The organism is Oxalobacteraceae bacterium OTU3CINTB1, assembly GCA_024123955.1.
Lineage (GTDB): Bacteria > Pseudomonadota > Gammaproteobacteria > Burkholderiales > Burkholderiaceae_D > Rugamonas.
In genome coordinates, this window is the sequence record CP099652.1 from 1525101 (window position 1) to 1550849 (window position 25749).

16 protein-coding genes are annotated in these 25749 nt (G+C 65.3%); 8 read left to right on the forward strand and 8 right to left on the reverse strand.

The window, feature by feature from the left end:
• Positions 1-32: 32 nt before the first annotated feature.
• Both NHH73_06590 and NHH73_06595 read right to left on the reverse strand, forming a co-directional pair.
• On the reverse strand, positions 33-1358 hold the full coding sequence (locus NHH73_06590) for a tetratricopeptide repeat protein (GenBank protein USX27944.1): 1326 nt from the start codon (positions 1356-1358) through the stop codon (positions 33-35).
• Positions 1355-3178 (reverse strand): adenylate/guanylate cyclase domain-containing protein, encoded by a 1824-nt coding sequence (locus tag NHH73_06595; GenBank protein USX27945.1) that lies wholly within the window; start codon positions 3176-3178, stop codon positions 1355-1357. The genes NHH73_06590 and NHH73_06595 overlap by 4 nt, the downstream gene beginning before the upstream one ends.
• Positions 3179-3416: 238 nt before the next feature.
• Between NHH73_06595 and NHH73_06600 the strand changes: the two genes are divergently transcribed.
• From NHH73_06600 to NHH73_06625, 6 genes are all read left to right on the forward strand, one after another.
• On the forward strand, positions 3417-4778 hold the full coding sequence (locus tag NHH73_06600) for a FecR family protein (GenBank protein ID USX27946.1): 1362 nt from the start codon (positions 3417-3419) through the stop codon (positions 4776-4778).
• 445 nt (positions 4779-5223) lie between these two features.
• The gene (locus tag NHH73_06605; GenBank protein ID USX27947.1) at positions 5224-7962 is read left to right on the forward strand and encodes a DUF4214 domain-containing protein; all 2739 of its coding nucleotides are present in this window, start codon (positions 5224-5226) and stop codon (positions 7960-7962) included.
• A gap of 220 nt (positions 7963-8182) precedes the next feature.
• The gene (locus NHH73_06610; protein USX27948.1) at positions 8183-9991 is read left to right on the forward strand and encodes a type I secretion system permease/ATPase; all 1809 of its coding nucleotides are present in this window, start codon (positions 8183-8185) and stop codon (positions 9989-9991) included.
• A gap of 2 nt (positions 9992-9993) precedes the next feature.
• The gene (locus NHH73_06615; protein ID USX27949.1) at positions 9994-11355 is read left to right on the forward strand and encodes an HlyD family type I secretion periplasmic adaptor subunit; all 1362 of its coding nucleotides are present in this window, start codon (positions 9994-9996) and stop codon (positions 11353-11355) included.
• Positions 11356-11357: 2 nt separating this feature from the next.
• Entirely contained in the window at positions 11358-12707 is a 1350-nt protein-coding gene (locus NHH73_06620) for a TolC family outer membrane protein (GenBank protein ID USX27950.1), read from the forward strand.
• Positions 12708-12837: 130 nt separating this feature from the next.
• Positions 12838-14379, forward strand: a complete 1542-nt coding sequence (locus tag NHH73_06625; protein ID USX27951.1) for a class I SAM-dependent methyltransferase — start codon at positions 12838-12840, stop codon at positions 14377-14379.
• A 63-nt stretch (positions 14380-14442) separates the two neighbouring features.
• Here NHH73_06625 and NHH73_06630 read toward each other — a convergent pair whose 3' ends face one another.
• The 3 genes from NHH73_06630 to NHH73_06640 form a co-directional block, all read right to left on the reverse strand.
• On the reverse strand, positions 14443-15342 hold the full coding sequence (locus NHH73_06630; protein ID USX27952.1) for a sulfurtransferase: 900 nt from the start codon (positions 15340-15342) through the stop codon (positions 14443-14445).
• A 69-nt stretch (positions 15343-15411) separates the two neighbouring features.
• Positions 15412-15678 (reverse strand): type II toxin-antitoxin system HicB family antitoxin, encoded by a 267-nt coding sequence (locus NHH73_06635; GenBank protein ID USX27953.1) that lies wholly within the window; start codon positions 15676-15678, stop codon positions 15412-15414.
• Positions 15679-15687: 9 nt separating this feature from the next.
• Positions 15688-15870 (reverse strand): type II toxin-antitoxin system HicA family toxin, encoded by a 183-nt coding sequence (locus NHH73_06640; protein ID USX27954.1) that lies wholly within the window; start codon positions 15868-15870, stop codon positions 15688-15690.
• Between the two features lie 139 nt (positions 15871-16009).
• Here NHH73_06640 and dnaE point away from each other — a divergent pair, with 139 nt between their 5' ends.
• A complete protein-coding gene (dnaE, locus tag NHH73_06645) occupies positions 16010-19573 on the forward strand; it encodes a DNA polymerase III subunit alpha (GenBank protein USX27955.1) in 3564 nt (1187 codons plus the stop codon).
• Positions 19574-19656: 83 nt separating this feature from the next.
• Here dnaE and NHH73_06650 read toward each other — a convergent pair whose 3' ends face one another.
• Positions 19657-19890, reverse strand: a complete 234-nt coding sequence (locus tag NHH73_06650) for a DUF6139 family protein (protein ID USX27956.1) — start codon at positions 19888-19890, stop codon at positions 19657-19659.
• Between the two features lie 65 nt (positions 19891-19955).
• The gene (locus NHH73_06655; GenBank protein USX27957.1) at positions 19956-22226 is read right to left on the reverse strand and encodes an O-antigen ligase family protein; all 2271 of its coding nucleotides are present in this window, start codon (positions 22224-22226) and stop codon (positions 19956-19958) included.
• A gap of 243 nt (positions 22227-22469) precedes the next feature.
• Between NHH73_06655 and waaF the strand changes: the two genes are divergently transcribed.
• Entirely contained in the window at positions 22470-23477 is a 1008-nt protein-coding gene (waaF, locus tag NHH73_06660; protein USX29575.1) for a lipopolysaccharide heptosyltransferase II, read from the forward strand.
• Positions 23478-23483: 6 nt separating this feature from the next.
• On the opposite strand, the gene NHH73_06665 is transcribed toward waaF, so the two are convergent.
• The gene (locus NHH73_06665) at positions 23484-25748 is read right to left on the reverse strand and encodes an Ig-like domain-containing protein (protein ID USX27958.1); all 2265 of its coding nucleotides are present in this window, start codon (positions 25746-25748) and stop codon (positions 23484-23486) included.
• Position 25749 lies beyond the last annotated feature (1 nt).

Here is a 25749-nt window from a genome sequence, read left to right on the forward strand (position 1 = left end):
GGTGATGTCTTTATGCAAATACGGCGGCGCCGTTAAAAATTATCCCAGCGCCAAGTCAGCTGCACGGTCCGGCTATTATATTGAAACAGCGATATATTTTCCTGATTTCGTACGGCGCGCCATTCCAGCACCAGGCTTTGGCGCGCGCCGACGGCCATCGTGACGCCGGCGCTGAGCTGGCGCGTGGTCTGGTGCCGCACCACATCGATCACGTGTGGCGAAAAGAATTCGCTGCCGCGCCACGCCTGCCGGGTCCAGCCGAGCTGCCCGCTGTAGCGGTCGTTGAAGGTGTTGTAAAGCAGCATCGTGCCGTACCAGCCGTCGCGGTTGCCGCCCGGGCGCTGGTTCTGGCCGTGGTCGGTCATCACCCCGGCGCTGCCGTAGGCGTGCAGGCCGCGGTGGTGATAGGACAGCGCGCTGCCCAGTTCGAGCGTATTGCCGTCGTAATTGGGGCGGGTCGGGTAGGTGACGTGGCTCAGGCCGGCCGTGAGCGACCAGTCGAGCCGTTCGGACAGCGTCAGCGGCGGCGTCGCCCGCAGCTGAAGCTGCTCCTGGCGCTGGTAATAATGGCCGTCGAGCCGCATCGCGCTCAGCGTCGCCGTCGCGCGCCCGCGCCAGCGTCCCAGCGTCCACTGTTGTTCCAGGCCCAGCAGCAGGGAGGCGGTGTCCTGGCTGTGGACGTCGTCGTGCCGGCGGGTGCGCACCTGGGCGAAGCCGAGCAAGCCCTTGTCGTTGAGGTTGCGGCTGTAGTCGGCCGTGGCCAGCACGAACTGGTCGGGTTTCGGCAGGAAATCGGAGGTGAGCGTCCACTCGGTGTAGTTGTCGCCGCTGCCGGTGCTAAAGAATGGGTTGCTGGCGCCCTGGTTGACGTTGTTGTCGTAGCCGCGCGCGACGGAAAACGACAGCCGCTCCTGCTTGCCGGTGACGGGGATGCAGCCGCGCTGCCGATAGTTGGCGATGACCTCGACGATGCCCGGCGGCGGCGTGAAGCGTTGCTCGATCTCGGTGAACAGGCGTTCGGCCTCGACGCCGTGCCCCAGCTCGCACTGGCTGATGGCCAGGTCGAGCCAGGCGCCGGCGTGCTGCGGCTCCTTTTCCAGGAAGCGCATCAGCAGGTCGGTGGCCTGGTCGGCGCGGCCCTCGGCCAGCGCCCGCATCGCCTGCAGGTACAGTTCCTCCTGCGCGGCCGAGGGCGCGCCCGGCGCCTCGTCGTCGGTCGCGCGCGCCGCCGGCGCCGCCGCCGCCAACAGCGCGGCTAGCAGCGCCGGCACGAGCGCCGACGACCAGGTTGACCACAACGTCGACCTCGGCGCCGGCATGCCCGGCGTCAGTGGCGCGCACGCGCGCAGGCGCCTCATGCGGCCGCCTCCAGCGTGTATAGTTCGGCGACTTTTTCCTTGCCGCGCAGCCGTTGCATGCCCAACGACACGAAGCGGTGCCGCGTCGCCAGGGCCACCGTGCCGGCACCGATGATGACGTCGTGCGGGAAGTCGCGCGCGGCCTGCTCGAGCCGCGAGGCGGTGTTGACGCTGTCGCCGACGGCCGTGTAAATGCTGCGGAAGGCGGTGCCGTAGTCGCCCGCCATGGCCAAGCCGCTCTCGATGCCGATGCGCACGCGCAGCGGCGCCTTGCCCTCGCGCACGCGCTGGGCGCTCATGGCGCGCACCTCGCGCACGATCAGCTCGGCGGCGTCGAGCGCCAGGTCGGCGTGGTCGGCGATCGGCAGCGGCGCGCCCCAGAAGGCGACCAGGCCGTCGCCGGTGTATTTGTCCAGGGTGCCGTGCTTTTCCAGCACCGGGCGCGTCAGGCAATCGAGGAAGTCGGTCGTCAGCTTGGCGGCCTCTTCGACCGGCAGCGCCTCGACGTGGGTGGTGTAGCCTTCCATGTCGGCGATCAGGGTGGTGACCTGGCGCTGCTTGGGCGTGAGCGGGTCCTTGAGGTCGCTGCGCAACAATTCGTCGACCACCTCGCGCGCCACGTACTGGCGCAAGGTGCCGAGCAACTGGCGCGACTTGCGCTGGGCCAACTGCCAATGGAACGGCACGGCCACGGCCAGCAGGAACAGGTTCGACAGCAGCGGCCCGGCCGGGTTGAACAGCGGGTCGTGCGGGCTGACGGCATAGGCCAGCCCGACCCACAGCGCCGAGCCTATGGTCAACAGCAAGACGTTGACGGCCGCCGAGCGGCGCGCCAGGGTCCGGCTGATGAGCAACACGGTGGCGGCGCAAAACAGCACGGCGATCCAGCGTCCCGGCCACGGCGCGGGCGCGGCGCCGGCCTGGCCGGTCAGCAGCGCGTCGAGCACGGCGGCGTGCACCAGCAAGCCGGCGGTCGAGGCCCCCAGCGGCGTGGCGAGGCGGTCGCCGATGCTCAGCGCGGACGAACCGATCAGCACCAGGCGGCCGGCCACCTGGTCGGCCGGCAGGCGCTGCTCGAGCACTTCGGCGGCGCTGGCGGCGCGGTAGGCGCGCCATTGGCGCTGGTAGGGGATGCGCATGGCGCCGTCCGGCACGGCCGGCGCCATGCCGCCGGCACAGCAATCGAACAGCGCGCGCGCCAGGGTTGGGTAGTCGCGGTTGTTGTAGCGCGCATACATCGGCACCCAGCGCAGCGTGCCGTCCGGGTCGGGCGAAACGCCGATGTTGCCCGCGTGCGCGGCCCGCGCCAGCCCGGCATGGTTGCCCAGGTAGCCGTGCGCCGGCACGGCGGCGCCGGTGGCGCGGGCCGGCACGCCGCCGACCAGCTGGCCGCCGTGCAGCGGATTGGGCTGGACGGCGAAGTCGAACAGTTGCGCCAGCACCAGCGGGCCGTGTTGCGCCAGCATCGCCAGGCGGGCGTCGCCGTCGGCGTCGGCCGGCTTTTCCTGCAAAATGTCGAATGCGATTCCCTTGGCGCCGCTCGCCAGCAGGTTCTCGGCCAGGTCGGCCAGGCGCGTGCGCGGCCAGGGCCACGGGTACTTGGCCAGGCTGGTTTCGTCGATATCGACCACCAGGATGCGGTTTTCCGGGGTGTCCACCGCTTGCAGTCGGATGAAATGGTCGCGCAGCCACTCGTCTGCCAGCCGGGCGCCGGCCGGCGCCGCCCACTGCGACCACGCCGTCAGCAGCACGGCAGCGGCGGCGATGGCGGTTCTGAGCAGCGGGGCGGAGGAGGTTAGGGAGCGCAAAATCGACTTCATGTCAGCGCCCGGCGGCACGGCGCGCAAGGGATGCGTCGCCATCGCGGGCGCGAGTGGAAAATAGTCGGTCAGTATAACCCTTTGTTTGGGGCAATACTATGCCAGCGGAAATATTTATTTGATAAGCTTTACGGTCTTGCATCGAGCGTCGAAATTGTATCCAATTGAAATAATGTGACGCCAATCACATACTTTACCCTTGGATCGAGGAGAATGCTACCTGAGGAGGAATTTAATTATGTTGCGTCAATTTTTAGTCTTGCTGGTTGCCAGCGCCAGTCTGTGCGGCTGGTCGACTGCCGCCGCCGGCGAGGCCGGAAAAGTTGTTTTCGTCACCGGGCAGGTGCAGTTGGCCTCGCGCACGGCGACGCTTGACGCGGCAGTGCAGGAGGGCGACGAACTCTCCACCGGCGCCGATGGCTATATATATGTCAAAACCGTCGACAACGGCTTTCTGATCCTGCGCCCCAACACCCGTGCCCGCATCATCACGTATCAGATCGACACCGCCAAGCCGGCCAACACGCGCGTCAAGCTCGAGTTGCTCAGCGGCGTGGCGCGTAGCATTTCTGGTACAGCCGTCAAGCAGGCGCGCCAGAATTTCCGTTTCAATACGCCGGTGGCCGCCATCGGCGTGCGCGGCACCGACTTCATCGTCTTCACCGACCAGCAAACCTCGCGCGTGGCGGTGGTCTCGGGCGGCATCGTCGTCAGCGGCTTTGCCGGCGGCTGCGGTCCCGAGGGCGGCGGCCCGTGCGAAGGCAATTTGAGCCGTGAACTGTTCGCCGGCCAGGCCGACGTCCTGCTGCAGGTGCAGCGCGGCCAGAAGTCGCCGCAGTTGTTGCATGGCCAGACGGTCGCGCCGGAGGCCGCGCCGCCACGCAGTGACGAGCCGGTCGGCAAGAGCGCCGCCGTCAGCCCGGCGCCGGCACAGCAGTTGAACCTGGACGCCAATAAGGAGACGGCGCTGATTAATGTTGGCAAAAGTGTGGCGGCCAACACCGGCGGCGACAAGGGCAATGTGACGCCCGAGCCGACGGTCATCGTCCAACCGAGCGTGCCGCTGGTGCCGACCACGCCGCCGGTACCCAAGCCGGCCAGCCCGCCGGAATTGCAGTGGGGCCGCTGGCAGCAGGTGGCCGAGCTGGCGAGCGATACCGCCGCGCTGGATAAACTGGCTGGTGGCACCTACGAGAATGGCTATGCGGTCGGATCTTATATCATCGGCCGGGTGAAAAACTCGGAACTGGTCATGCCCAACGATGGCAAGGCTTCGTTCATTCTTGACGGCAGCGCCGCTTCTTTACAGGAAACGGGTAAAGCGCCGGTTGCCGCCGCAATCAAGGATGCGCATTTGGATGTCGACTTCGGCACGCGTAAATTCGCCACCGGATTGACCGTCTACACCGAAACGGCGTCGCTGAAAATGAATTCCGCCGGCAGTATCAGTTCGAAAGGCGTGCTAAACAGCGATTACAGGTCCGACGCCACGATTAAGGGTTATCTGGGCGGAAGCCAGGCGGAGCAGGCAGGCTACGTCTTTAAAAGCCTCAATAGCTCGCAATATACGGCCGAGGGAGCGACCAGCTGGAAACGGTAGCGGCGACTTAATCTTTTATATGGTTTTTTAAATGTGCCGCTTTATGCGGCACATTGCATTTGTGGTTTGGAAATTAACGAACGATGTCGTTTTGTACAATGGGACGATGGAGGGCGGACGCTGACGATAACGGGCCGGCGTATCGCCGCTGTTAATAATCCGGGGATGCTGGTCCGTTTTAGTGGTTTTCGACCGCCTTTTAATTCAGCACAGGGGCCGGATTGGGCCGCGTGATCGAAGTTTTATCGGTGAAATGCATAAAAAAACACAAAAACTTACAAATAAATCGAAAATTGCCCAGCATTTGTGATGACCGTCACAACATGGCTCACCCCGTGTGGCAATATACTCCCTGTTCTGCAAAAAAGGTCCATGCGCATGCAGCGCTGTGTGCCATGGATGCAGAAAATCGGTTTAAACCTCGTTCACTAAAAGGAAATACATCATGGCCGTACCAGCAGATTACACCGCAGTAGCAGAACAACTGTACATCGCTTACTTTGGTCGTCCAGCAGACCGCGCAGGTCTGGCTAACATGACCACCAACCTGGCAAATGGCGGCGCACCTACCGACATCGCTGCTTTCGCCGCTGCTTACGACACCAACGCAACCGTCAAAGCTGTCCTGGACAACTTCGGCACCAGCCCTGAGTCGACCGCCCTGTACACCGGTACCGATGCCCAGTTCATCGTATCGATCTACCAGAACGTGTTGAACCGTGACCCACTGGTCGCCGGCCTGGACTTCTGGACCGCCGCTCTGGCGAACAAAGAAATGACCCGCGCTGAAGCCGCTGTGCAAATCATGTCGGCAGCCCTGGGCGTGACCGCTGATGCAGCGACCGTCAACAACAAAACCACCGTCGCCACCAACTTCACCGCCGCTATCGACACCGCAGCTGAAATCATCGGCTACTCGGGTAAAGTTGCTGCACAAGCCGCACGCGACATGCTGCACACCGTTGACGGCACCACCAACACCACCGCTTTCAACGCCACCATCAATTCGACCCTGGCTACGATCGCTGGCAACGTCAACCCAGGCAACATCTACAACCTGACCAACGGCACCGACACGCTGACCGGCGGCACTGGCAACGACACCTTCGTGTCCGCTCCTACCGTTGTTATCGACCAAGCAACCGGCAACACCGTAGTTGTTGACTCGCTGCAAGTTGTTGACAGCATCAACGGCGGCGCCGGCAACGACACCCTGACCGTCACCGTTGCTAACGCTAGCACCAACGCCACCCCGGCACTGACCAGCGTTGAAACCGTATCGGCTACCTTCACCGCCGCCGGTAAAATCAACCTGGCTAACGCTACCGGCCTGACCGCTATCGCCGTCAACGGCAGCACCGCTGCTTCGACCGTCAACGGCGTTGGCGCTGTTGCCGATCTGCGCGTTTCGAACGTCGCCTCGACTGCTGTCAACTTCGACGGTTCGACCGCCACCACCCTGGGCCTGTCGACCACCAAGGTTGGCGCTGCGTCCACGCAAGTTGTGATCGACCTGGGTGCCACCACCGCGTCGAAAGCCACCACGCTGAACCTGACCACCGACACCTCGAACGTCGAAGTGAAAGACACCACCGGCGTCAACGTCGCTACCTCGGTATCGATCGCTGCCACCGGCAAAAACACCGTCAAGCTGAGCGATGGCCTGAACGTTGCTACCCTGGCAGTGACCGGCGCCGGTTCGGTCGACGTTTCGTCGGTCAACCTGGTTAAAGTCGCTACCCTGACCGTAGGCGACGGCGGCGTTACTTTCGCCAACGGCACCTCGACCGCGACCACCTTCACCGCCACCACCGGCGCTGGCGTGGACACGCTGACCATCGACGGCGCAAACGTTGCTACCGTTAACACCGGCGCAGGCAACGACGTTGTGAACGTCGCGACCGCTCTGGTTGCTACCGGCTCCATCGTTCTGGGCGCTGGCGACGACACCATCAACTTCGCCGCAGCTCCTGTCACCGGCGCAACCATCACCGGCGGTGCTGGCAAAGACACCCTGGGTCTGTCGGTTGCCAACTACAACACCGTAGCCGGCTACGCTGCCGACAACCTGGCCAAGATCAGCGGCTTCGAAATCCTGAGCGTGACCGACGCCGCGATCGCTGACGCGACCACCGTCGACCTGTCGAAAATCGCTGGCCTGACCGGCTTCCAATCGGCTGGCGTTACCGCCACCAAGGCCGCTTCGGTTATCGGTGTTGGCGCTGCTTCGGACATCATCCTGAAGGGTGACCTGGCAGCCAACAGCGGCGCGCTGACCGTGACGTTGAAAGACGCTACCGGCACCACCGACGTTCTGAACCTGACCATCGACACCAAGATCGCCCAGAACGCCGACACCACCGTTGACACCACCGCCGCTACCGTGACCACCACGATCGCTGGCGTTGAGACCATCAATGTGAAGAGCACCGGTACCCCAAGTATCGATGTCGCTTCGGCCGCTAAGGCTGACGTTGCTGTCAACACCTTGGCGCTGACCGACACCGCTCTGGTCAACCTGAACGTGACCGGCGACCAAGCCTTCAGCTTCACCTCGGCTGCTGGCAGCACCAAGCTGGCTTCGATCGACGCGACCGCTAACACCGCTGGCGCGACCATCAACGTATCGGCTTCCGCTGCCGATTCGTCGATCATCACCATCAAGGGTTCGCTGACCGCCGCTAACACCATCGTTGGTTCGGCTAACGCCGACACCATCACCGGTGGCGCTAAAGGCGACGTCATCACCGGCGGCGCTGGTGCCGATCTGCTGAACGGTGGCGCTGGTAACGACACCTTCGTGTACGCAACTGCTGCCGATTCGACCTTGGTGAAGATGGACATCATCACCGGCTTCTCGGCCAACACCTTCGGTAACGGCACTGCCGGCGCCGCTGGCACCGGCGCTGGCGCCGATGCAACCAAGTGGACCGGCGACGTTCTGGACTTCACCGCTATTGCTGGCATGACCAAAGTTGTTGTTGGCGTGTACACCAACTCGTCCGACGCTCAGGTCTTCCTGCAAAACGTTGGCGCGGATGCTGTTGTCACCGACGCTATCGGCGCTGCTCTGGATTCGACCACCGGCCGTCTGTACCTGGATCTGGACTCGAACGGTACCGCTGACTCGGTTATCCAGCTGACCGGCGTTACCACGCTGACCGCAGCTGCATTCGTGGTCTAAAGCAAGCCTGGACGGCGGCTTCGCCGCCGTCCTTTCGACGGCAGAAACTTGCCATCGGATCCAAAAAACCGCCGTTGCAAAACGGCGGTTTTTTTTCCATTACGAAAATTTAATGTGATCTACATCACATATTTCGCGGCTTATGGGCGATAATGTGTGTTCCCGGCAAATGCGTGCGCGTTCGCTGCCACCGTATTCCTCTCGCATTGTGATGTACCTCATGAAAAATCCGATGAAACCGAAGAACGAGATCCAGCAGGTTCTCAACAAGTTCAAGGGTGCCTTCCTCACTGTCGGCGCCTTCAGCGCCGTCACCAACCTGCTGATGCTGGTGCCGTCTGTTTACATGTTGCAGGTCTACGACCGCGTGCTGCCCAGCCGCAACGAGACCACCCTGCTGATGCTGACCTTGATGATGCTTGGCGCCTATCTGTTGATGAGCTTGCTCGAACTGACCCGCAGCTTCGTGCTGGTGCGCGTTGGCGCCCAGTTCGATATGGAGATGAACAAGCGCGTGTACACTGCCGCGTTCGAACAAAACCTGAAGAAGGGTGGCGGCAACGCCGGCCAGGCGCTGATGGACTTGACCAATATCCGTCAATTCCTCACCGGTAACGCGCTGTTTGCCTTCTTCGACGCTCCGTGGTTCCCTATTTACTTGCTGGTGATCTTCCTGTTCGAGCCGTCGCTGGGCGTGTTCGCGCTGTGCGGCACCATCGTGCTGGTGGTGTTGGCCTACGTCAACGAGCGCGTCTCGCACAAGCCGCTGGCCGATGCGAACACGACGGCGATCGCCTCGACCAACCTGGCCACCAACAACCTGCGCAATGCCGAGGTGATTGAATCGATGGGCATGCTGCCGAACCTGATGGGTCGCTGGCTCAAGCTGCACGGCAGCTTCCTGCGCCTGCAGGCCGAGGCCAGCGAAAAGGCCGGCAAGGTCGCCGCCGTGACCAAGTTCGTCCAGGTCTCGCTGCAATCGCTGGTGCTCGGCTACGGTGCGCTGCTGGCGGTGGAAGGCAAGATCACCCCGGGCATGATGATCGCCGCCTCGATCCTGGTGGGCCGCGCCTTGCAGCCGGTGCAGCAGGTGATCGGCGTGTGGAAAACCTATAGCGGCACCCGCAGCGCCTACGAGCGCCTGACCAAGCTGCTGGAGGACAATCCGGCGCGCTCGGCCGGCATGCCGTTGCCCAAACCGATCGGCGCGATCTCGGTCGAAAACGTCACCGCCGCGCCACCGGGCGTGTCGGTGCCGGTGTTGCGGGGCCTGTCGTTTACCATCGCCGCCGGCGACGTGCTTGGCGTGGTCGGACCCAGCGGCTCGGGCAAGTCGACCCTGGCGCGCCTGCTGGTCGGCATCTGGCCGGCTGCGATCGGCAAGGTGCGCCTGGACGGCGCCGATATTTTCCAATGGAACAAGGCCGAACTGGGCCCCCACATCGGCTATCTGCCGCAGGACATCGAGCTGTTTGGCGGCAGCGTGAGCGAGAACATCGCCCGCTTCGGCGACATCGATGCCGAAAAAGTGGTGCTGGCGGCCAAACGGGCAGGCGTCCACGAGATGGTGCTGCAACTGCCGAAAGGCTATGACACGGTCCTTGGCGACGGCGGCCTGGGCTTGTCCGGCGGCCAGCGCCAGCGCCTCGGCCTGGCGCGCACGCTGTACGGCGACCCGTCGCTGATCGTGCTCGACGAACCCAATTCCAACCTCGACGACGCCGGCGAACAGGCGCTGGTGCAGGCCATCGGCGATCTGCGCCAGCGCGGCAAGACCATCGTGCTGATCACGCACCGCACCAACATCATCGGCGCCACGTCCAAGCTGCTGGTGGTGCGCGACGGTCAGGCCGCGATGTATGGCCCGACCAACGACGTGTTGGCCGCGATTAACGAATCGAATCAAAAAGCGCTGCAGGCCCAACAGGCCCAACAGCAAGCACGGGCCCAGCAACAAGCCGCGGCCCAGCCGCCGCAGCAGCCGCAACAGCCGGCCGGCGCCGTGCCCGCGAATACGGAACAGGAATAATCATGCAAAAATTGCTGACGAACGATAGCACCCCGGCCGATGTCATCTCGCATGACGTTACGCCGCTGGAAGTAAAAACCGACGCCACCGGGTATGCGCGTTTCGGCTGGGCCTTGATCCTGCTGGGCGTGGGCGGCTTCGGCCTGTGGGCTTCGCTGGCGCCGCTCGACAAGGGCGTGCCGATGCCGGCCTTCGTGGCCAAGGAAAGCAACCGCCAGTCGGTGCAGCACCTGGGCGGCGGCACGATCAAGGAAATCCTGGCGCGCGACGGCGATGTCGTCAAGAAAGGGCAGGTGCTGGTGCGCATGAACAACGTGCTCGTCAGCAGCCAGGCCGAGACCACGCGCGCGCAGTACATCACCAGCCGCCTGCAGGAAGCGCGCCTGTTGGCCGAGCGCGACGGCAAGTCGGCGCTGGTCTTCCCTGCGGCACTGGAACCGTATAAAACCGATCCGCGCGTGGTCGAGGGCTTCGCGCTGCAAAACCAGTTGCTTGCCTCGCGCCGCGCCTCGCTGCAAAGCGAGCTGTCGGCGGTCGATGAAAACATCGCCGGCCTCAAGGTGCAAAGCAAGGGCATCGAGGAGTCGCGCGACAGCAAGAAGGTGCAGATCGAGATTCTGAAGGAACAGCTGCAAAACCTGCGCGACCTGTCCAAGGAAGGCTATGTCGCGCGCTCGCGCCTGCTCGACCTCGAGCGCACCTATGCCCAGCTCAACGGCGAGATTTCTCAGGATATCGGCAGCATCGGCCGCGCCCAGCGCCAGGTCACGGAGCTGACCTTGCGCCGCCTGCAGCGCACCCAGGATTACCAGAAGGAAGTGCGCAGCCAGCTGGCCGATACCCAGCGCGAGGCCGAGGCGCTGGAGAGCCGCATCTCCGGCCAGGACTACGACCTGGCCAACGCCGACGTCAAGGCGCCGGTCGACGGCACCGTGGTCGGCCTGGCCGTGTTCACGCCCGGCGGCGTGGTCGGCGCCGGCGCCAAGATGATGGACCTGGTGCCAACCGACGATCCGCTGGTGGTGGAGGGCCAGTTGCCCGTCAACCTGATCGACCGCGTGCACACCGGCATGCCGGTCGAGTTGATGTTCTCGGCCTTTAACGCCAACCGCACCCCGCACATCCCCGGCGTGGTCAGCCAGGTGTCGGCCGACCGCACGGTCGACGAGCGCACCGGCGCCGCATCGTACAAGGTGCGCGCCAGGGTCACGCCGGAAGGCTTGAAGATCATCGCCGCCAAGAAGCTGGTGATCCAGTCCGGCATGCCGGTGGAGATGTTCGTCAAGACGGGCGAGCGCACGCTGATGAGTTATCTGCTCAAGCCAATCTACGACCGCGCCAAAACCTCGATGTCGGAGGATTGAGCATGAGTTTTCCCAGTCAGTTCAAGCGGCGCGCATTGGCGCTGGCGGTGATGTCGGCGGCCATGCTCGGCGCTGGCAACGCCGGGGCGATGAGTTTGATGCAGGCGTTCCAGTCGGCCCTGTCGAACGATCCGACCTACCAGCAGGCGGTGCAGGATGCCGAGGCCGGCAAGGAGTACGGCATTATCGGCCGCGCCGGGTTGTTGCCCAACGTCCAGGGCAGCTACTCGGCCAGCCGCAACAAGGTCGACCTGGAGGCACCCAACTTCACCGGCCGGCTGCAGACCACGCACCCGGAATACATCAGCCGCTCGGCCGCCATCACCTTGCGCCAAACGCTGTTTAACATGGACGCGTGGGCGCGCTACAAGCAGGGCAAGGCCCAGGTCGGGTACAGCGCGGAGAACTTCGCCGGCCGCGCGCAGGAGCTGATCGTGCGGGTGGTGGGCGCCTATGTCGACGCCCTGTTCGCCAGCGAGCAGGTGCGCATCGCCACCGCGCAGCGCGATATGTACGCCGAGCAAAAAGCGGTCAACGACCTGCTGTTCGCCAAGGGCGAGGGTACCAAGACCGACATGCTCGAGACGCAGTCGCGGCTGGACCTGGCCGAGGCCCAGCTGCTCGAGGCGCTCGACAACCAGCAGACCCAGATCGCCAGCCTGGCGGTCATCGTCGGCCAGGACGTGGCCTCGCTCGACACGCTCGCGCCGGAGTTTCGCATCGCGCCGATGCCCGAGGGCGGCTTCGAGGCCTGGCGCAAGCTGGCGCTGGAGGAAAACCCCGATTTGCGCGCGCAGCAGTTCGCCATCGAAGCGGCCCGCCAGGAGGTGACCAAGAGCCGTGCCGGCCACATGCCGCGACTTGACTTCGTGGCCAGCTACAACAAGGCCGACGCCGAGACCATCAACACCTACAACCAGAACACCGTTAACCGCTCGATCGGCATCCAGCTGACGGTGCCGCTGTATGCCGGCGGCGCCGTCAGCGCCACGTCGCGCCAGTCGGTGGCCGGCCTGGAGAAGGCCAAGGCGGAGCTGCAGCTGCGCACCGACCGCATCATGGTCGAGCTGCGCAAGCAGCACGCGTCGGTGCTCAGCAGCGTGGCGCGCATCCGAGCGCTGGAAAAAGCGGTCGCCTCGGGTGAATTGCTGGTCAAGGCCACCGAGCAAAGCATCAAGGGCGGCGTGCGCATTAACCTCGACCTGCTCAACGCCCGCCAGCAGCTCTACACCAGCATGCGCGACCTGACGCAGGCCCGCTACACCTACCTGGTGGCGCGCATGAAACTAAGGGTGGCGGCCGGCGTGGCCGGACCGGACGATGTGCAGGAGGTGTCGGCCTACTTCCGATGACGGACAAATGGCGGCCTTGGCCGCCATTTTTTTCGCCCCCGGTGGAATGAGCAAGAATCCATGTTGTCGGTCTTGCCAAAATAATGTCATACTTTCGGCGGCAATTTACATTCAACCGCAAGGAGGATAGATGGACTGGACCGCTGGATACGCCTCGGATATCGAATACACCGCAGGTTTTTATGCAGAGCAGGGCCCCGGCTACCTGAATCTGGTGTGCGCACTGAACGGTTATGAACCGCCTTCGTTGTCGGGCAAGTTCACCTATTTTGAGCTGGGGTTCGGCCGTGGCCTGACCGCCAACGTGCTGGCCGCGAGCAACCCCAACGGTCGTTTCTACGCCGCCGACTTCAATCCGGCCCACGTGGCCGGCGCCGACGCGCTGGCCGCCGCCGCGCAGCTGACCAATCTGACGTTGCTGGAGAACAGCTTCGAGGAGCTGGCGCGCGGCGACGTCGACTTGCCCCGGTTCGACTACATCACCTTGCACGGCATCTACACCTGGGTGACGGCGGAGAATCGCCAGCACATCGTCGCCTTCATCAACCGCTATCTGAAACCGGGCGGCGCCGTCTACACCAGCTATAACGCCATGCCCGGCTGGGCCGGCGCGCAGCCGCTGCAGCGCCTGCTGGTGGAATACGGCGACGCCTTCCCCAACCGCAGCAACGCCCAGATGGACGGTGCGGCCGCCTTCGTCGAGCGCCTGTCCGCGGCCCAGTCCAGCTACATCAACGCTCATCCGTCGCTGCAGTCGCGGCTCGAGACCTTGAAGTCGGGCAGCCGCAACTATCTGGTGCACGAATATATGCACAAGCACTGGCAGCCGCTCTACCACGCCGATGTGGCGCGCGACTTCGCGCAGGCTAAAATGGAGTTCGCCGGCTCGGCCGTGCTGCCGATGGCCTATCCGGCGCTGTACCTGTCGCCGGAGCGCAAGGCGGTGATGGAGACTTTCCCCGACACCGTCATGCAGGAGACGCTGAAGGACTACATCCTCAACACGGGCTTCCGTAAGGATGTCTTCGTGCGCGGGCTGCGCAAGATGAGCCCGGTCCGTCAGGCGGAGGTGTTGGCGCAGGTCGGTCTGGCGCTGACGGTGCCGCGCGGCGCGGTAAACCTGGAGTTGAAGACTTCGGTGGGCACCTTCAACGGTTTGCCCGAGCTGTACGGCGCGGTGTGCGACGCGCTGGCGGTGCGTCCGCATACGCTGGGCGAGCTGGCCGCGTTGCCGCAGGTGGCGGGACATGGGATCGTCAGCGTCATGCAGGTGGCGGCGCTGCTCAGCGCCAGCGGCCAGGCGGTTGCTTATCTGAACGGCGGCGGCAAGGTCGATCCGGCCACCACGCAGAAGATGAACGCGGCGCTGGTCCAGCAGGTGCGCTACAGCGACGAGTTCCAAGTGCTGTGCTCTCCATTGTTGGGCAACGGCATCGGCGCCAACCTGTTCGAGCGCTGCGTCTACAGCGTGCTGTCGCAGAAGAAGGGTACCGTCTATCTCGACGCGCTGACGCGACAGGTGTGGGAGATGCTCAGCGCGATCGGCCGGCGCATGACCAGGGATGGCGTCGCCTTGGAGGGTGACAACGACAACATGGCGGAACTGCGTCCGCGTATCGAAGAGATTGTGCGCGACAAGGTGCCGATGTGGCAGCAGTTGAAAGTGCTGTAGGCCTGCTGCGGACGGGGCGCGCCCGTCCGCGCCCATCGTCGGCGCCCCTTGCGGGCGGCGCCATTACCCGCCAGTCTTCTTGCCGTAGCAGTGCGGGCAAGACACCTCGTACACATACTCCGGCGACAGCTGCTGGCGCGGCGTGACCACCGCGCGGCAGACGAAGCATTGCACCGTCTCGGTCGGCTCCAGCTTGGGGTTGAGCGCGGTACGGTAGTCGAACACGAAGCAGTCCCCCGTGTAGTGGGCGCCGCCGACTTCCTCGAAGTACTTCAGGATGCCGCCTTCGAGCTGGTAGACGCTGTCGTAGCCGATGTTTTGCATGTGGATCGCCGCTTTTTCGCAGCGGATGCCGCCGGTGCAAAAGGTTACCACGGTCTTGCCGTCGAAGTCGGGCTTGTGGGCGGCGATCACTTCCGGGAACTCGGTGAACTTGCTGATGCGGTAATCGACCGTGTTGTCGAAGGTGCCGACGTCGACCTCGAAGTCGTTGCGGGTGTCGACCATGACCACCGGCTTGCCGTTGTCGTCGACGCCGGTGTCGAGCCAGCGCTTGAGCGTGTGGGCGTCGACGAACGGCGCGCGGCCTTCCTCGGGCTTGATCAGCGGCATGCGCATGGTGATGATTTCTTTTTTGATCTTGACCAACATGCGCTTGTGCGACTGCTCGACCGAATAGCTTTCCTTCACTTCCAGGTCGGCGAAGCGGGCGTCGGCGCGCACCCAGGCCAGGTACTCGTCGATGTGCGAGCGCGGACCGGAGAGGAACATGTTGATGCCCTCTGGTGTGAGCAAGATGGTGCCCTTGAGGCCGAGTCGCTGGCAGATCTCCTGGTACAGCGGACGCATCTCTTCGGTGTTGTCGAAGGTGACGAACTTGTAGGCGGCGATATTGACGTGGGCGGCAGCGGCTGCGATGGCGGCGGCATGCGCTTCAGCTTGTAAAGCGGTATTAGCGAGCATGATGGATGGGATCAAAAAAACGGAAGAGCCGGTATTATACGCGTTTTTTTGCCCACAAAATAGGCAGTGCTAGGGGGTGATGCCGATGTCTTCCACCACGGCCCAAGTCCAGCCAGCAAAGTCGGGATTGGCATAGTGCTTGGCTGCTGCTTGCGGGGGCGGGATGTCGTCGCCATCCTCGATAGTGGCCTCAAGCCAAAGCTCAATTGCTTCGCGCGCGTTGTCGATGGCCTTCTCAAGCGTGTCGCCAGCGGAAAAACAGCCCGGAAGATCTGGGACGACAACGCCGAACGCATGGCTTGCGTCGCCCGGTTCTATTGCGATCAGGTATTTCATAGTCATGTCCTATTTCAGTCCAGCCTGTTTTAACAATTTTTGCACCAGTCCGATGCCCAAGTCTTTTCTCGGGTGCGGCACGCTGACGTGTCCGCCAAGATCCGGATGCGAATAGATGTGATGGGAACCGCGGACATTGCCAAGCTGCCAGCCGGCCTGTTCCAGTCGCTTGATGAGGTCTGCGCTCTTCATCCCCTTATCGTAACGATAGCCTATCACCGCGTGTCGAGCCAGCGCAAAGACATGACAGCCACTGGTCACCAATCAGATTCCTCGCTCCGGCCGCGTGCGCTGTAAAATAGCCGGTTATTGAACCAGCGGTGGGCAGCATATGAACATGGTAGCAAACGAGCAAGTGGTGGAACACGTCGTGGCGCCGGATGAAGGCGTCGTGGCCCCGGTCGGCCCGGCCTTCGTCCATCTGCGGGTGCACTCGGAGTATTCGATCGTCGACGGCCTGGTGCGCATCGACGACCTGGTCGGTGCTGCCGCCAAGGACAAGCAGGCGGCGCTGGCCGTCACCGACCTGTCCAACATGTTCGGCATGGTCAAGTTCTACAAGAGCGCGCGCGGCAAGGGCATCAAGCCGGTCATCGGCGTCGACGTCTGGATCACCAACGACGACAATCGCGACAAGCCCTCGCGCCTGATGCTGTTCGCCAAAAACCGCATGGGCTACCTGCAGCTGTGCGAGCTGCTGTCGACCGCCTGGCTGACCAACCAGTACAAGGGCCGCGCCGAGATCCGCACCGAGTGGCTGGCCGAGCTGGCATCGAAAACCTACGACCTGCTGCCCGACGATAATCCGGCCAACGGCCTGATCGCGCTGTCCGGCGCCCATTTCGGCGACGTCGGCATCGCCATCGAAAACGGCAACCCGGCGCTGGCCGAAAAGAACGCGCAAAAATGGGCGGCGATCTTCCCCGGCCATTTCTACATCGAGATCCAGCGCGCCGGCCAGGCCAACCAGGAAACGCAGGTGCGCCACGCGGTGGCGCTGGCCGCGAAACTGGGCCTGCCGGTGGTGGCCACGCATCCGGTGCAGTTCATCTCCGGCGACGAGTACATCGCCCACGAGGCGCGCACCTGCATCGCCGAAGGCGAGATGCTGGCCAATAACAAGCGCGTGCGCCGCTTCAACGAGAACATGCGCTTCCTGTCGCAGGCGGAGATGCGCGCGCTGTTCGCCGACCTGCCGGCGGCGCTGCAAAACTCGGTGGAAATCGCCAAGCGCTGCAACCTGACCCTGGTGCTGGGCAAGCCGCAGCTGCCGAACTTCCCGACCCCGCCGGGCATGACGATCGACGAGTTCCTGGTGGCCGAGTCGAAGGCCGGCCTGGAAAAGCGCCTGATTCATTTGTATCCGGACCCGGAGCGGCGCGAGAAGGAAAGGCCACGCTACGAGGCGCGCCTGAAGTTCGAGACCGATACCATCTGCAACATGAAGTTCCCCGGCTACTTCCTGATCGTGGCGGAGTTCATCCAGTGGGCCAAGGAGAACGGCGTGCCGGTCGGCCCGGGCCGCGGTTCGGGCGCCGGTTCGCTGGTGGCGTATTCGCTGCTGATCACCGATCTGGACCCGCTCAAATACAACCTGCTGTTCGAGCGCTTCCTGAACCCGGAACGGGTCTCGATGCCCGACTTCGACATCGACTTTTGCCAGGAGGGGCGCGACCGCGTCATCCAGCACGTCAAGGATTTGTACGGCAAGGAGGCGGTCTCGCAGATCGCCACCTTCGGTACCATGGCGGCCAAGGGCGCGATCCGCGACGTCGGCCGCGTGATGGACTTCGGCTACAACTTCTGCGACGGCGTCTCCAAGCTGATTCCGTTCAAGCCGGGCAAGCCGGTGTCGATCGCCGAGGCGATCGAGGAGGAACCGATGCTCAAGGAGCGCCAGCAGAACGAGGAGGAAGTGGCGCAACTGCTCGATCTGGCGCAGCAGGTGGAGGGCATCACCCGTAACATCGGCATGCACGCAGGGGGCGTGTTGATCGCGCCGGGCAAGCTGACCGACTTCTGCCCGTTGTACACGCAGGGCGGCGACGGCGGCGTGGTGTCGCAGTACGACAAGGACGACGTGGAGGCCGTGGGCCTGGTCAAGTTCGACTTTTTGGGCCTGACCACGTTGACGATTTTGGACCGCGCGGTACGCTACATCAAGGCGCTCGATCCGAAGGAGGCCGAGTTCGACCTGGCGCGCCTGCCGCTGAACGACCGGCCGTCGTACGAGCTGCTGACCAAGGCGAAAACCGTCGCCGTGTTCCAGCTGGAGTCGCGCGGCATGCAGGGCATGCTGAAGGACGCGCGTCCCGACCGGTTCGAGGACATCATCGCGCTGGTGGCGCTGTACCGTCCGGGCCCGATGGACCTGATTCCCGACTTCTGCAAACGTAAGCACGGCGAAAAATTCGACTATCCCGATCCGCGCACCGAATCCATTTTGTCCGAAACCTACGGCATCATGGTGTATCAGGAGCAGGTGATGCAGATGGCGCAGATCGTCGGCGGCTACTCGCTGGGCGGCGCCGACATGCTGCGCCGCGCGATGGGCAAGAAGAAGGCCGAGGAGATGGCCGAGCACCGCGAGATCTTCCGCGCCGGCGCCGCCAAGGACGGCCTGACCGCGCAGAAGGCCGACGAGATCTTCGACTTGATGGAGAAGTTCGCGGGCTACGGCTTCAACAAGTCGCACGCCGCCGCCTACGCGCTGCTGTCGTACCACACCGCTTATTTGAAGGCGCACCACCCGGCCGCGTTCATGGCGGCCAACATGTCGCTGGCGATGGACGACACCGAGAAGGTCAAGATCCTGGTCGAGGATTCGATCGACATCTGCGGCCTGACCATCCTCCCGCCGGACATCAACAAGTCCGACTACCGCTTCATGCCGGACGGCCCGCCGCCGTCGGTGACCGGCAAGAAGGTCACGCAGATCCGCTACGGGCTGGGCGCCGTCAAGGGCTCGGGCCAGAGCGCGATCGAAGCGATCATCGCCGCGCGCACCGCCGGCGGACCGTTCACCAGCCTGTTCGACTTCTGCAAACGGGTCGACAAGAAGCAGATCAACCGCCGCACCATCGAGTCCCTGATCCGTTCGGGCGCCTTCGATTGCCTCAACATCGACCGCGCGATTTTGCTGGCGTCGGTCGGCTTCGCGATGGAGTGCGCCGACCAGGAAGCCAAGGCGGCCAACCAGGTCAGCCTGTTCGGCGGCGACGACAGCGACCTGGTGGCGCCACCGGAGTATGTGAAGTGCGCGCCGTTCACCGACCGCCAGAAGCTGGCCGAGGAAAAGATCGCGCTGGGCTTCTATTTATCGGGCCACATGTTCGATTCGTTCGCCCCGGAGGCGCGCCGCTTCGCCCGCACCAAGCTGGCGGAATTGGAGCCGTCGCGCGAGCCGCGCATGCTGTGCGGCGTGATCACCGGCATCCGGCCGCAGATGACGCAGCGTGGCAAGATCCTGATCGTGACACTGGACGACAAGACGGCGGTGGTCGAGGTGACCGTGTATTCCGAGGTGTTCGAAGAGAACAAGCGCATGTTCAAGGACGACGAGTTCCTCGCCGTCGTCGGCAAGGTGTCGGAGGACCGCTTCTCGGGCGGGCTGCGGATCTCGGCCGAGCGGGTGTTCGACATCGTCACCGCGCGGGTCAACTACGGCAAGCAGCTGGCGATGTCGTTGCCGACCACTGTGGACGCGAAGAAGATGGCCGAGCTGCTGGCGCCGCACCGCATGGCCGATGGCCTGCCGGTGGCGATGAAGGTGGCGCCGCAGGGCGTCAAGTGCGTGTTGCAGCTGGGGGAGGGCTGGCGTGTGGCGCCGTCGGACGACCTGCAGCTGGCGCTCAAGCAGGGCCTGGGCGCCAGCGAGGTCGAAATCGAGTATTAAGAAGATTCACCCGCAACCCGACCCGATGGGGTCTGACCCCACGGGGTCGGACCCCGGTGTGCCCGGGGTACGGGTTGAAAATGTTAAATCTGCTCGTTCAAGCTGGTGATCGCGTACCCCTTGGCGCCGATCTGCTCGAGCGGGTGCACGATGTGATAGCGCGGCAGGTCGTCGCTGTCGTCGTCGACCTCCACTTTTTGCGCCTCCGGCTGCCAGTCGGTGTTGGTCGCCTCCTCGGGAATCGGCTTTCCTTCCGGCACGGCCAGATAGCTGTGCTTACCTTCTGCTTCATCTCGGCAATAAATATCCACACGCATGGCATTTCCTCCTTGGGACAAAAAACCATGGTAACGGATTTTGATTTGCCGGCGCGCACGCCCGGTCAGGCCGCCGCCCGCGCCGCCTCGGCGCGCCAGCCCTGGATTACCGCGAACACCTGTTGCGGCGTGATGGCCAGCATGCAGGTGCAGCGCGCCGGATCGCTGCAATGGCCGCACATGGTGCTGTTGACCAGGTTGGTCGCGCGCGGGCCGATCGCGGCCCAGCGCGACGGGTCGATCGGTTTGAGCGGCGGGAACAGCCCGGCCACCGGCCGTCCCAGCGCGGCGGCCAGGTGCAGCGGGCCGGTGCCGCTGGCGACCAGGCCGTCGCAGCCGCCGACCAGCGCCGTGAAGCCGTCGAGGTCGAGCCGTCCGCACAGGTTCTCCACGTGGGGCAGCGCCAGCAGCTCCGGCGCCAGGCCGGCCAGCAATTCGCCCTCGGCGGCGCTGCCGGTGACCAGCACGCGCACGCCGGCGTCCGGTCCCAGCATCCGGGCCAGCGTCGTGTAGTGCTCCAGCGGCCATTCGCGGCCGTTGCCGTTCGATTTCGGATGCAGGATCAGCTTGAAGCCGGGGGCGGCCAGCACGGCGTCGGCGGCCGGATGGCGCGGCGTGTCGAGGCCGTACAGCGCGGCGATCTCGTCGAGGCTCGGGATGTGGCTGAAGCCGAGCGGCTGCAGCAGCTTGAAGCTCAGCTGCGCCTCGTGCAGGATCGGCAGCGACTTGGCGCGCATGTGGGCCAGGCGGTTGCAGGTGAACCAGTGGTAGAAGCGGCGGATGCTGCCGACCCGGCGGGCGATGCCGGCGCGGCGCGCGGCCACGGCCAGCTGGCGCCGCGGATAGGCGAACATCACGGTGTCGCAGCCGCTGCGGGCCATGCCGCCGGCCAGGTCGCCGTGCCAGTCCTCCAGCGCCTGCACGGTGTCGACGTGGCGGCACTGGGCCACCACGGCGGCGGCGTAGCGGCGGCACAGGAAGGTGATCTCGGCCTGCGGGTACACCTGCTTCAGGTAGCCGGCCAGCGGCAACGTCAGCACCACGTCGCCGATGTTGTCGGTGCGGGTGATCATGATGCGGCGCGGCGGCGGCGTGTACTGGGTGGCCAGGCACAGGCCGACCAGGCTGCCCACCATCATCACATAGAACACCTTGGTCTTCATCAGCCAGAACATCACGTCCGTCAGGCCGAAGCCGATGAACGCCACCACCACCACCAGGCCGGCCAGCGCCAGCGGGTATTGGCCCTGGTCCGGACGGCGCAGCTGGCCGATGAAGTAGCGCATCGGCGCGATGTAGAGCAGCAGCAGCAGTGCGGCGTCGAGCAGGCCGCCGGTGGCCAGGCAGTGCAGCAGGTCGTTGTGGCCGCTGCTGAAGGTCAGCGCCGGGCCCTGTTGCAGCCGGCCCTGGGCCGCCAGCGCGTTGAGCGCGGCGTGGAAGTCGTCGCGGCCCACGCCCAGCCACGGATGGTCGATAAACATCATGACCGAGGCGCGCCATAAGTCCAGGCGGATGCCGACCGAGGTGGTGGCGTCGCCGGTGGCGAGGTAGCGCTGCACCTCGGCCACGGCGATGGCGATGCGGTCGGCCATGCCCAGCGCCGGCACCGCGCATGCCACCGCCACCAGCGCCAGCAGCAGGCCGAACAGCACCAGCATGTTGTAGCCCAGCACGCGGCGGCCGTAGACGGCCAGCGGGATCATCACCAGCGGCAGCGCCAGCCAGCCGCCGCGCGAGCCCGACAGGATGGAAGCGAGCAAGCCGCACAGCAGCGCCACGCCGGGCACCCAGGCCAGGCGCGTGCCGCGGAAGGCCGACATGCCGCACAGCGCCATCAGGCCCGACGCCAGCGCCAGGTTGCCGAACGTGATGGCGTGGTGGGTGAAGCCGATCGCGCGGCCCTCGTCGCCGGCGCCGGCGGCGACCTGGTATACGGCCACCGCCGCCGACACCACCGTGGTGGCGCACAGTCCCATCCAGAAATAGCGCGCGCGCGGGCGCAGGTGGTACATGACGCCGATGCAGGTCAGGCCCAGCAGCAGGCGCGCCGGCCCGTCCAGGGTGCGCAGGCCCTGGTCGTCGAGCACCAGGCGCACCAGCGAGACGAAGAAATAGGCGGAAAAGGCCAGGATCACGCCCGAGAGCTCGAACCAGTATTGCTGGTAGGCGCTCCAGACGGGGCGGAAACGGATCAGGAACACCAGCAGGATCACCAGTTGCACCGCGCCCAGTCCGGACTTGCTGCCGAGCGCCAGCGCGGGAAGGGCGAACAGAAGCGTGGAGGCGAGCGGACTGCCTTTTTCGGGCAGCAGCGGCGGGTTACTGGCAGTATTCATTGGCACACGGGCCGGCCGGAGGGCCGCAGCGGAAAAGGCCGATTATAGCAGTTCATTGTGGCACTATCCGGCTTCGCAGCGGGGTCCGGCGGCTTGTCGCGGTGGCGGCGATGGGCGATAATCGACCCGCCCCGGGCGCCGTCCCGACGATGGAAAGAGCCCGTGTTGCAAGAAAAGAAAGTCCTCGCCGGCGGCACGCCGCGCATCCTGGTCATCTCCCCCAACTGGATCGGCGACGCGGTGATGGCCCAGCCCCTGCTGCAATTGTTGCGCGCCGCCCATCCGGACCAGCCGATCGACGTGCTGGCGCCGCCGGCGGTGTCGCCCGTGTGGCGGCAGATGGCCGAGGTCGACGAGGTGCTGGAGACGCCGTTCCGCCACGGCGCGCTGCAGTTGCGCGAGCGCTGGAAATACGCGCGGCTGCTGCGCCGGCGCGGCTACGGGCAAGCCTACGTGCTGCCCAATACCATTAAATATGCGCTGATCCCCTGGCTGGCCGGCATCCGGCGCCGGGTCGGCTACAAGGGCGAGAGCCGGCACGGCCTGATCAACGTCATGCACCATGACGAGACGCCGCCGCGCCCGATGGTGGCGTTTTACGCGGCACTGGCCGCCGCGCCGCTGGCGCACGGTGCGCTCCAGGGCGCGGCGTTCCGCGCCGCGCTGCCGCGTCCGCGCCTGACGGCCAGTCCGGCGCAGATTGCCGCCGTGTGCGCGCGCACCGGCATCGATCCGGCGCGGCCGCTGGTGGCGTTCGCGCCGGGCGCCGAATTCGGCGGCGCCAAGCGCTGGCCGGCGCGCCATTTCGCCGGCCTGGGCCAGGCCATCCTGGCCAACGATCCGTCCACGCAGATCGCCTTGCTCGGCTCGCCGAAGGACATGGAGGCGTGCGCCGAGGTGGCCGCCGCCATGTCCGCCGGCGCGGCCGTGTTCAACCTGGCCGGCGCCACCAGCCTGGCCGAGGCGATCGCGCTGATCGCGCGCGCGGCGGCGGTGGTGGCCAACGATTCGGGCCTGCTGCACATCGCCTCGGCGCTCAACCGACCGGTGGTGGCCCTGTACGGCCCGACCGATCCCGATCACGCGCCGCCGTTCTCGGACCTGGCCGCGTCGATCTCGCTGCGGCTCGATTGCTCGCCGTGCAAACAGCGCGAATGCCCGCTCGGGCACCAGAACTGCATGGTGCAGATGGCGCCCGAATTGGTGTGGAATAGCTTGCGGCCCATGCTGGTGCGGGCCGCGCCTGCTTAATACCGCTTAATCCGTGACCGGATAATTGAACCGGCTGACCACGCCGCTCGGGGTGGTGACGGTGATGGTCAGCGCGCCCGAGCGCACCGGGTTCGTGCACAGCAAGCTGGACGCATCCTGGCCGGCATCGCTGATCAACGTCACGCTATAGGTCCACGCCGCCGAGTCGGCCGAACTCGTGTTTTGCACCGTGTAGCTTGGCACACCCATCAGCAGTCCGTTGGTGGCGGCGAAGGTGATCACGGTGCCGGCCGGCAGCGGATTGCCCGGGCGGTCGAACAGCCACAACGGATCGCCCGCATGCGCCGCGCGCTGGTTGCCGGCGAACACGGTCGGATTGTCGTCGCGGATGGCGAACTGGTAGCTGCGCGGCAAGTTGTCGAACTTGGTGCCCGTCAAGCATTGCGACAGCGCCAGGGTGCCGATGGTTGGCGCGCCGTTGGCCGCCTCGTTCAGCAGCGAGACATTGGCCGTGCTGTTGGACAGCACCATCACCATCCCTTGCCGCACGTGCACCGTGTTGGCGCCGCCGGTGTTGACGTTCGGCGTGGCCTGCAGCACGCCGTTGTAGGCGCCGTTGCCGCCCTGGTTCCAGCCGCCGTTGCCGTTCGAATCGATGTATTGCTCGCCGCTGGCGCGCGCCGCGTTGCCGCTCTTCCAGATGTCGTCGCCGAAGTTGGCGTTGGCGTCGGTCACGGCGCGGTCGTTGCGGAACGGCTCGCCCAGATCGATATAACTTTCCCCGCTCTCGAACAGGTTGTTGCCGTTGGCGTCGACGAAGCTTTCCTCGCCCAGCGCGTAGGCGAGGATGGTGACGCGGCCATCGGCCGGACGCGGATTGCCCGCGCAGTAGCGCACCGTGCATTCGCCCGGCGTGCCTTTCTGGGTGATGACGGTGCCGTCGGTCAAAGTGGTGCTGGTCAGGCCGGTCAGGCAGGAGGCGTCGATGGAGCCGCCCTCGGCGGTGAAGCTGACGGCGGTGCCGTCCGGCGCCGGATTGCGGAAATGATCGGCCAGGCGGGCGGTGACGAGCGTGCCGGCCGGCGCCGGGCAACCATTGAACTGGCCGCCTTCGAGGTTCTTGACCACGGCGCTGAGGCTAAAGCTGCTTTGTTCCGGCACGCCGGTCGACACCACCAACTGGTCCGACAGCGTGCTCAGGCTGGTGCCCGGCAGACTGGCCGTCACCCGCACCGGCGTATTGACGGTGCCGGCGGCCACCGTGGTGGTCACCAGGCCGTTGGCGCCGGTGGTGCCGCTGGCCGGATTGAGCGTCAGGCCGCCGGCGGTGGTGTTGAGCGAGAAGTTGACGGCCTGGCCGGCCACCGGGTTGCCGCTGCGGTCGAGCACCTTGAAGGTGATGGTGGCGCTTTCCTGGCGGCCGGCGCCGCCGCTGCCCTTGAGCGCGATGTTTTGCGGCAGCGCCGAAACGAATGCCAATTGCCCGGCGCTGGCCGGTTGCACCGTCAGGCTGGCGCTGCTGCTGATCGGGTTGCCGTTGAAGGTGAAGCTGGCGGTGACCACGTCCACGCCGCCGCAGCCGAGGTCGGTGTAAGAGGTGCTGGCCACGCCGTTGACGGTGGTTACCGGCGAGGCGATGCGCGCCTTGCCATTGGCCACGCACGGCGACGTGAACGCGACCGACTGCGCCGGCGCGTACGGCGTGCCGCCATTGAGCACGGTGGCGGTCAGGCTGGCGGTGCCGCCGGCGGCCAGGGTGGTCGGGGCGGCCACCGGCGCGCCGAGGGTCAGCTGCGGCACCTGCACGGAATAGGGGGCGTTGGCCGTGACGATCGCGTTGGCCACGGTAGCGGTGGCGCTGACGGCGAAGGCGCCGGACACGCCGCCGGCCGCCAGTGTGATGCTGGCCTTGCCGCTGGCGTCGGTGATGGCGCTGCCGCTGGCCGGCGTGAACACGCCGGTCTTGTCGGTGGTGGTGAAAGTGACCAGCGTGTTGGCGACGGCCTGGCCGGCGGCGTTCCTGAGCGTGGCGGTGACCGTGGCGCCGCGCTCGGGCGTGACGCTGGCGACGGCCGCGCCGCTGCCGTCGGTCAACGCCAGCGTAACGGCGGCCGCGCCGGTGGCAGGCGCGCCGGGAGTTGTGCCGCAGCCGGGCAAGCTGCTGGGCCGGCTCGGATCGATGGTGGTGCAGCCGCCGTTGGCGCCGCCGGAGCCGCCGCCGCAGGCGGTCAGCGCGACGGCGACCAGCACGGTGGCGCAAGCGGCCACTAAATTGTTGGCCCAGCGCGGGGACGGTATTGTTCTGAGCATG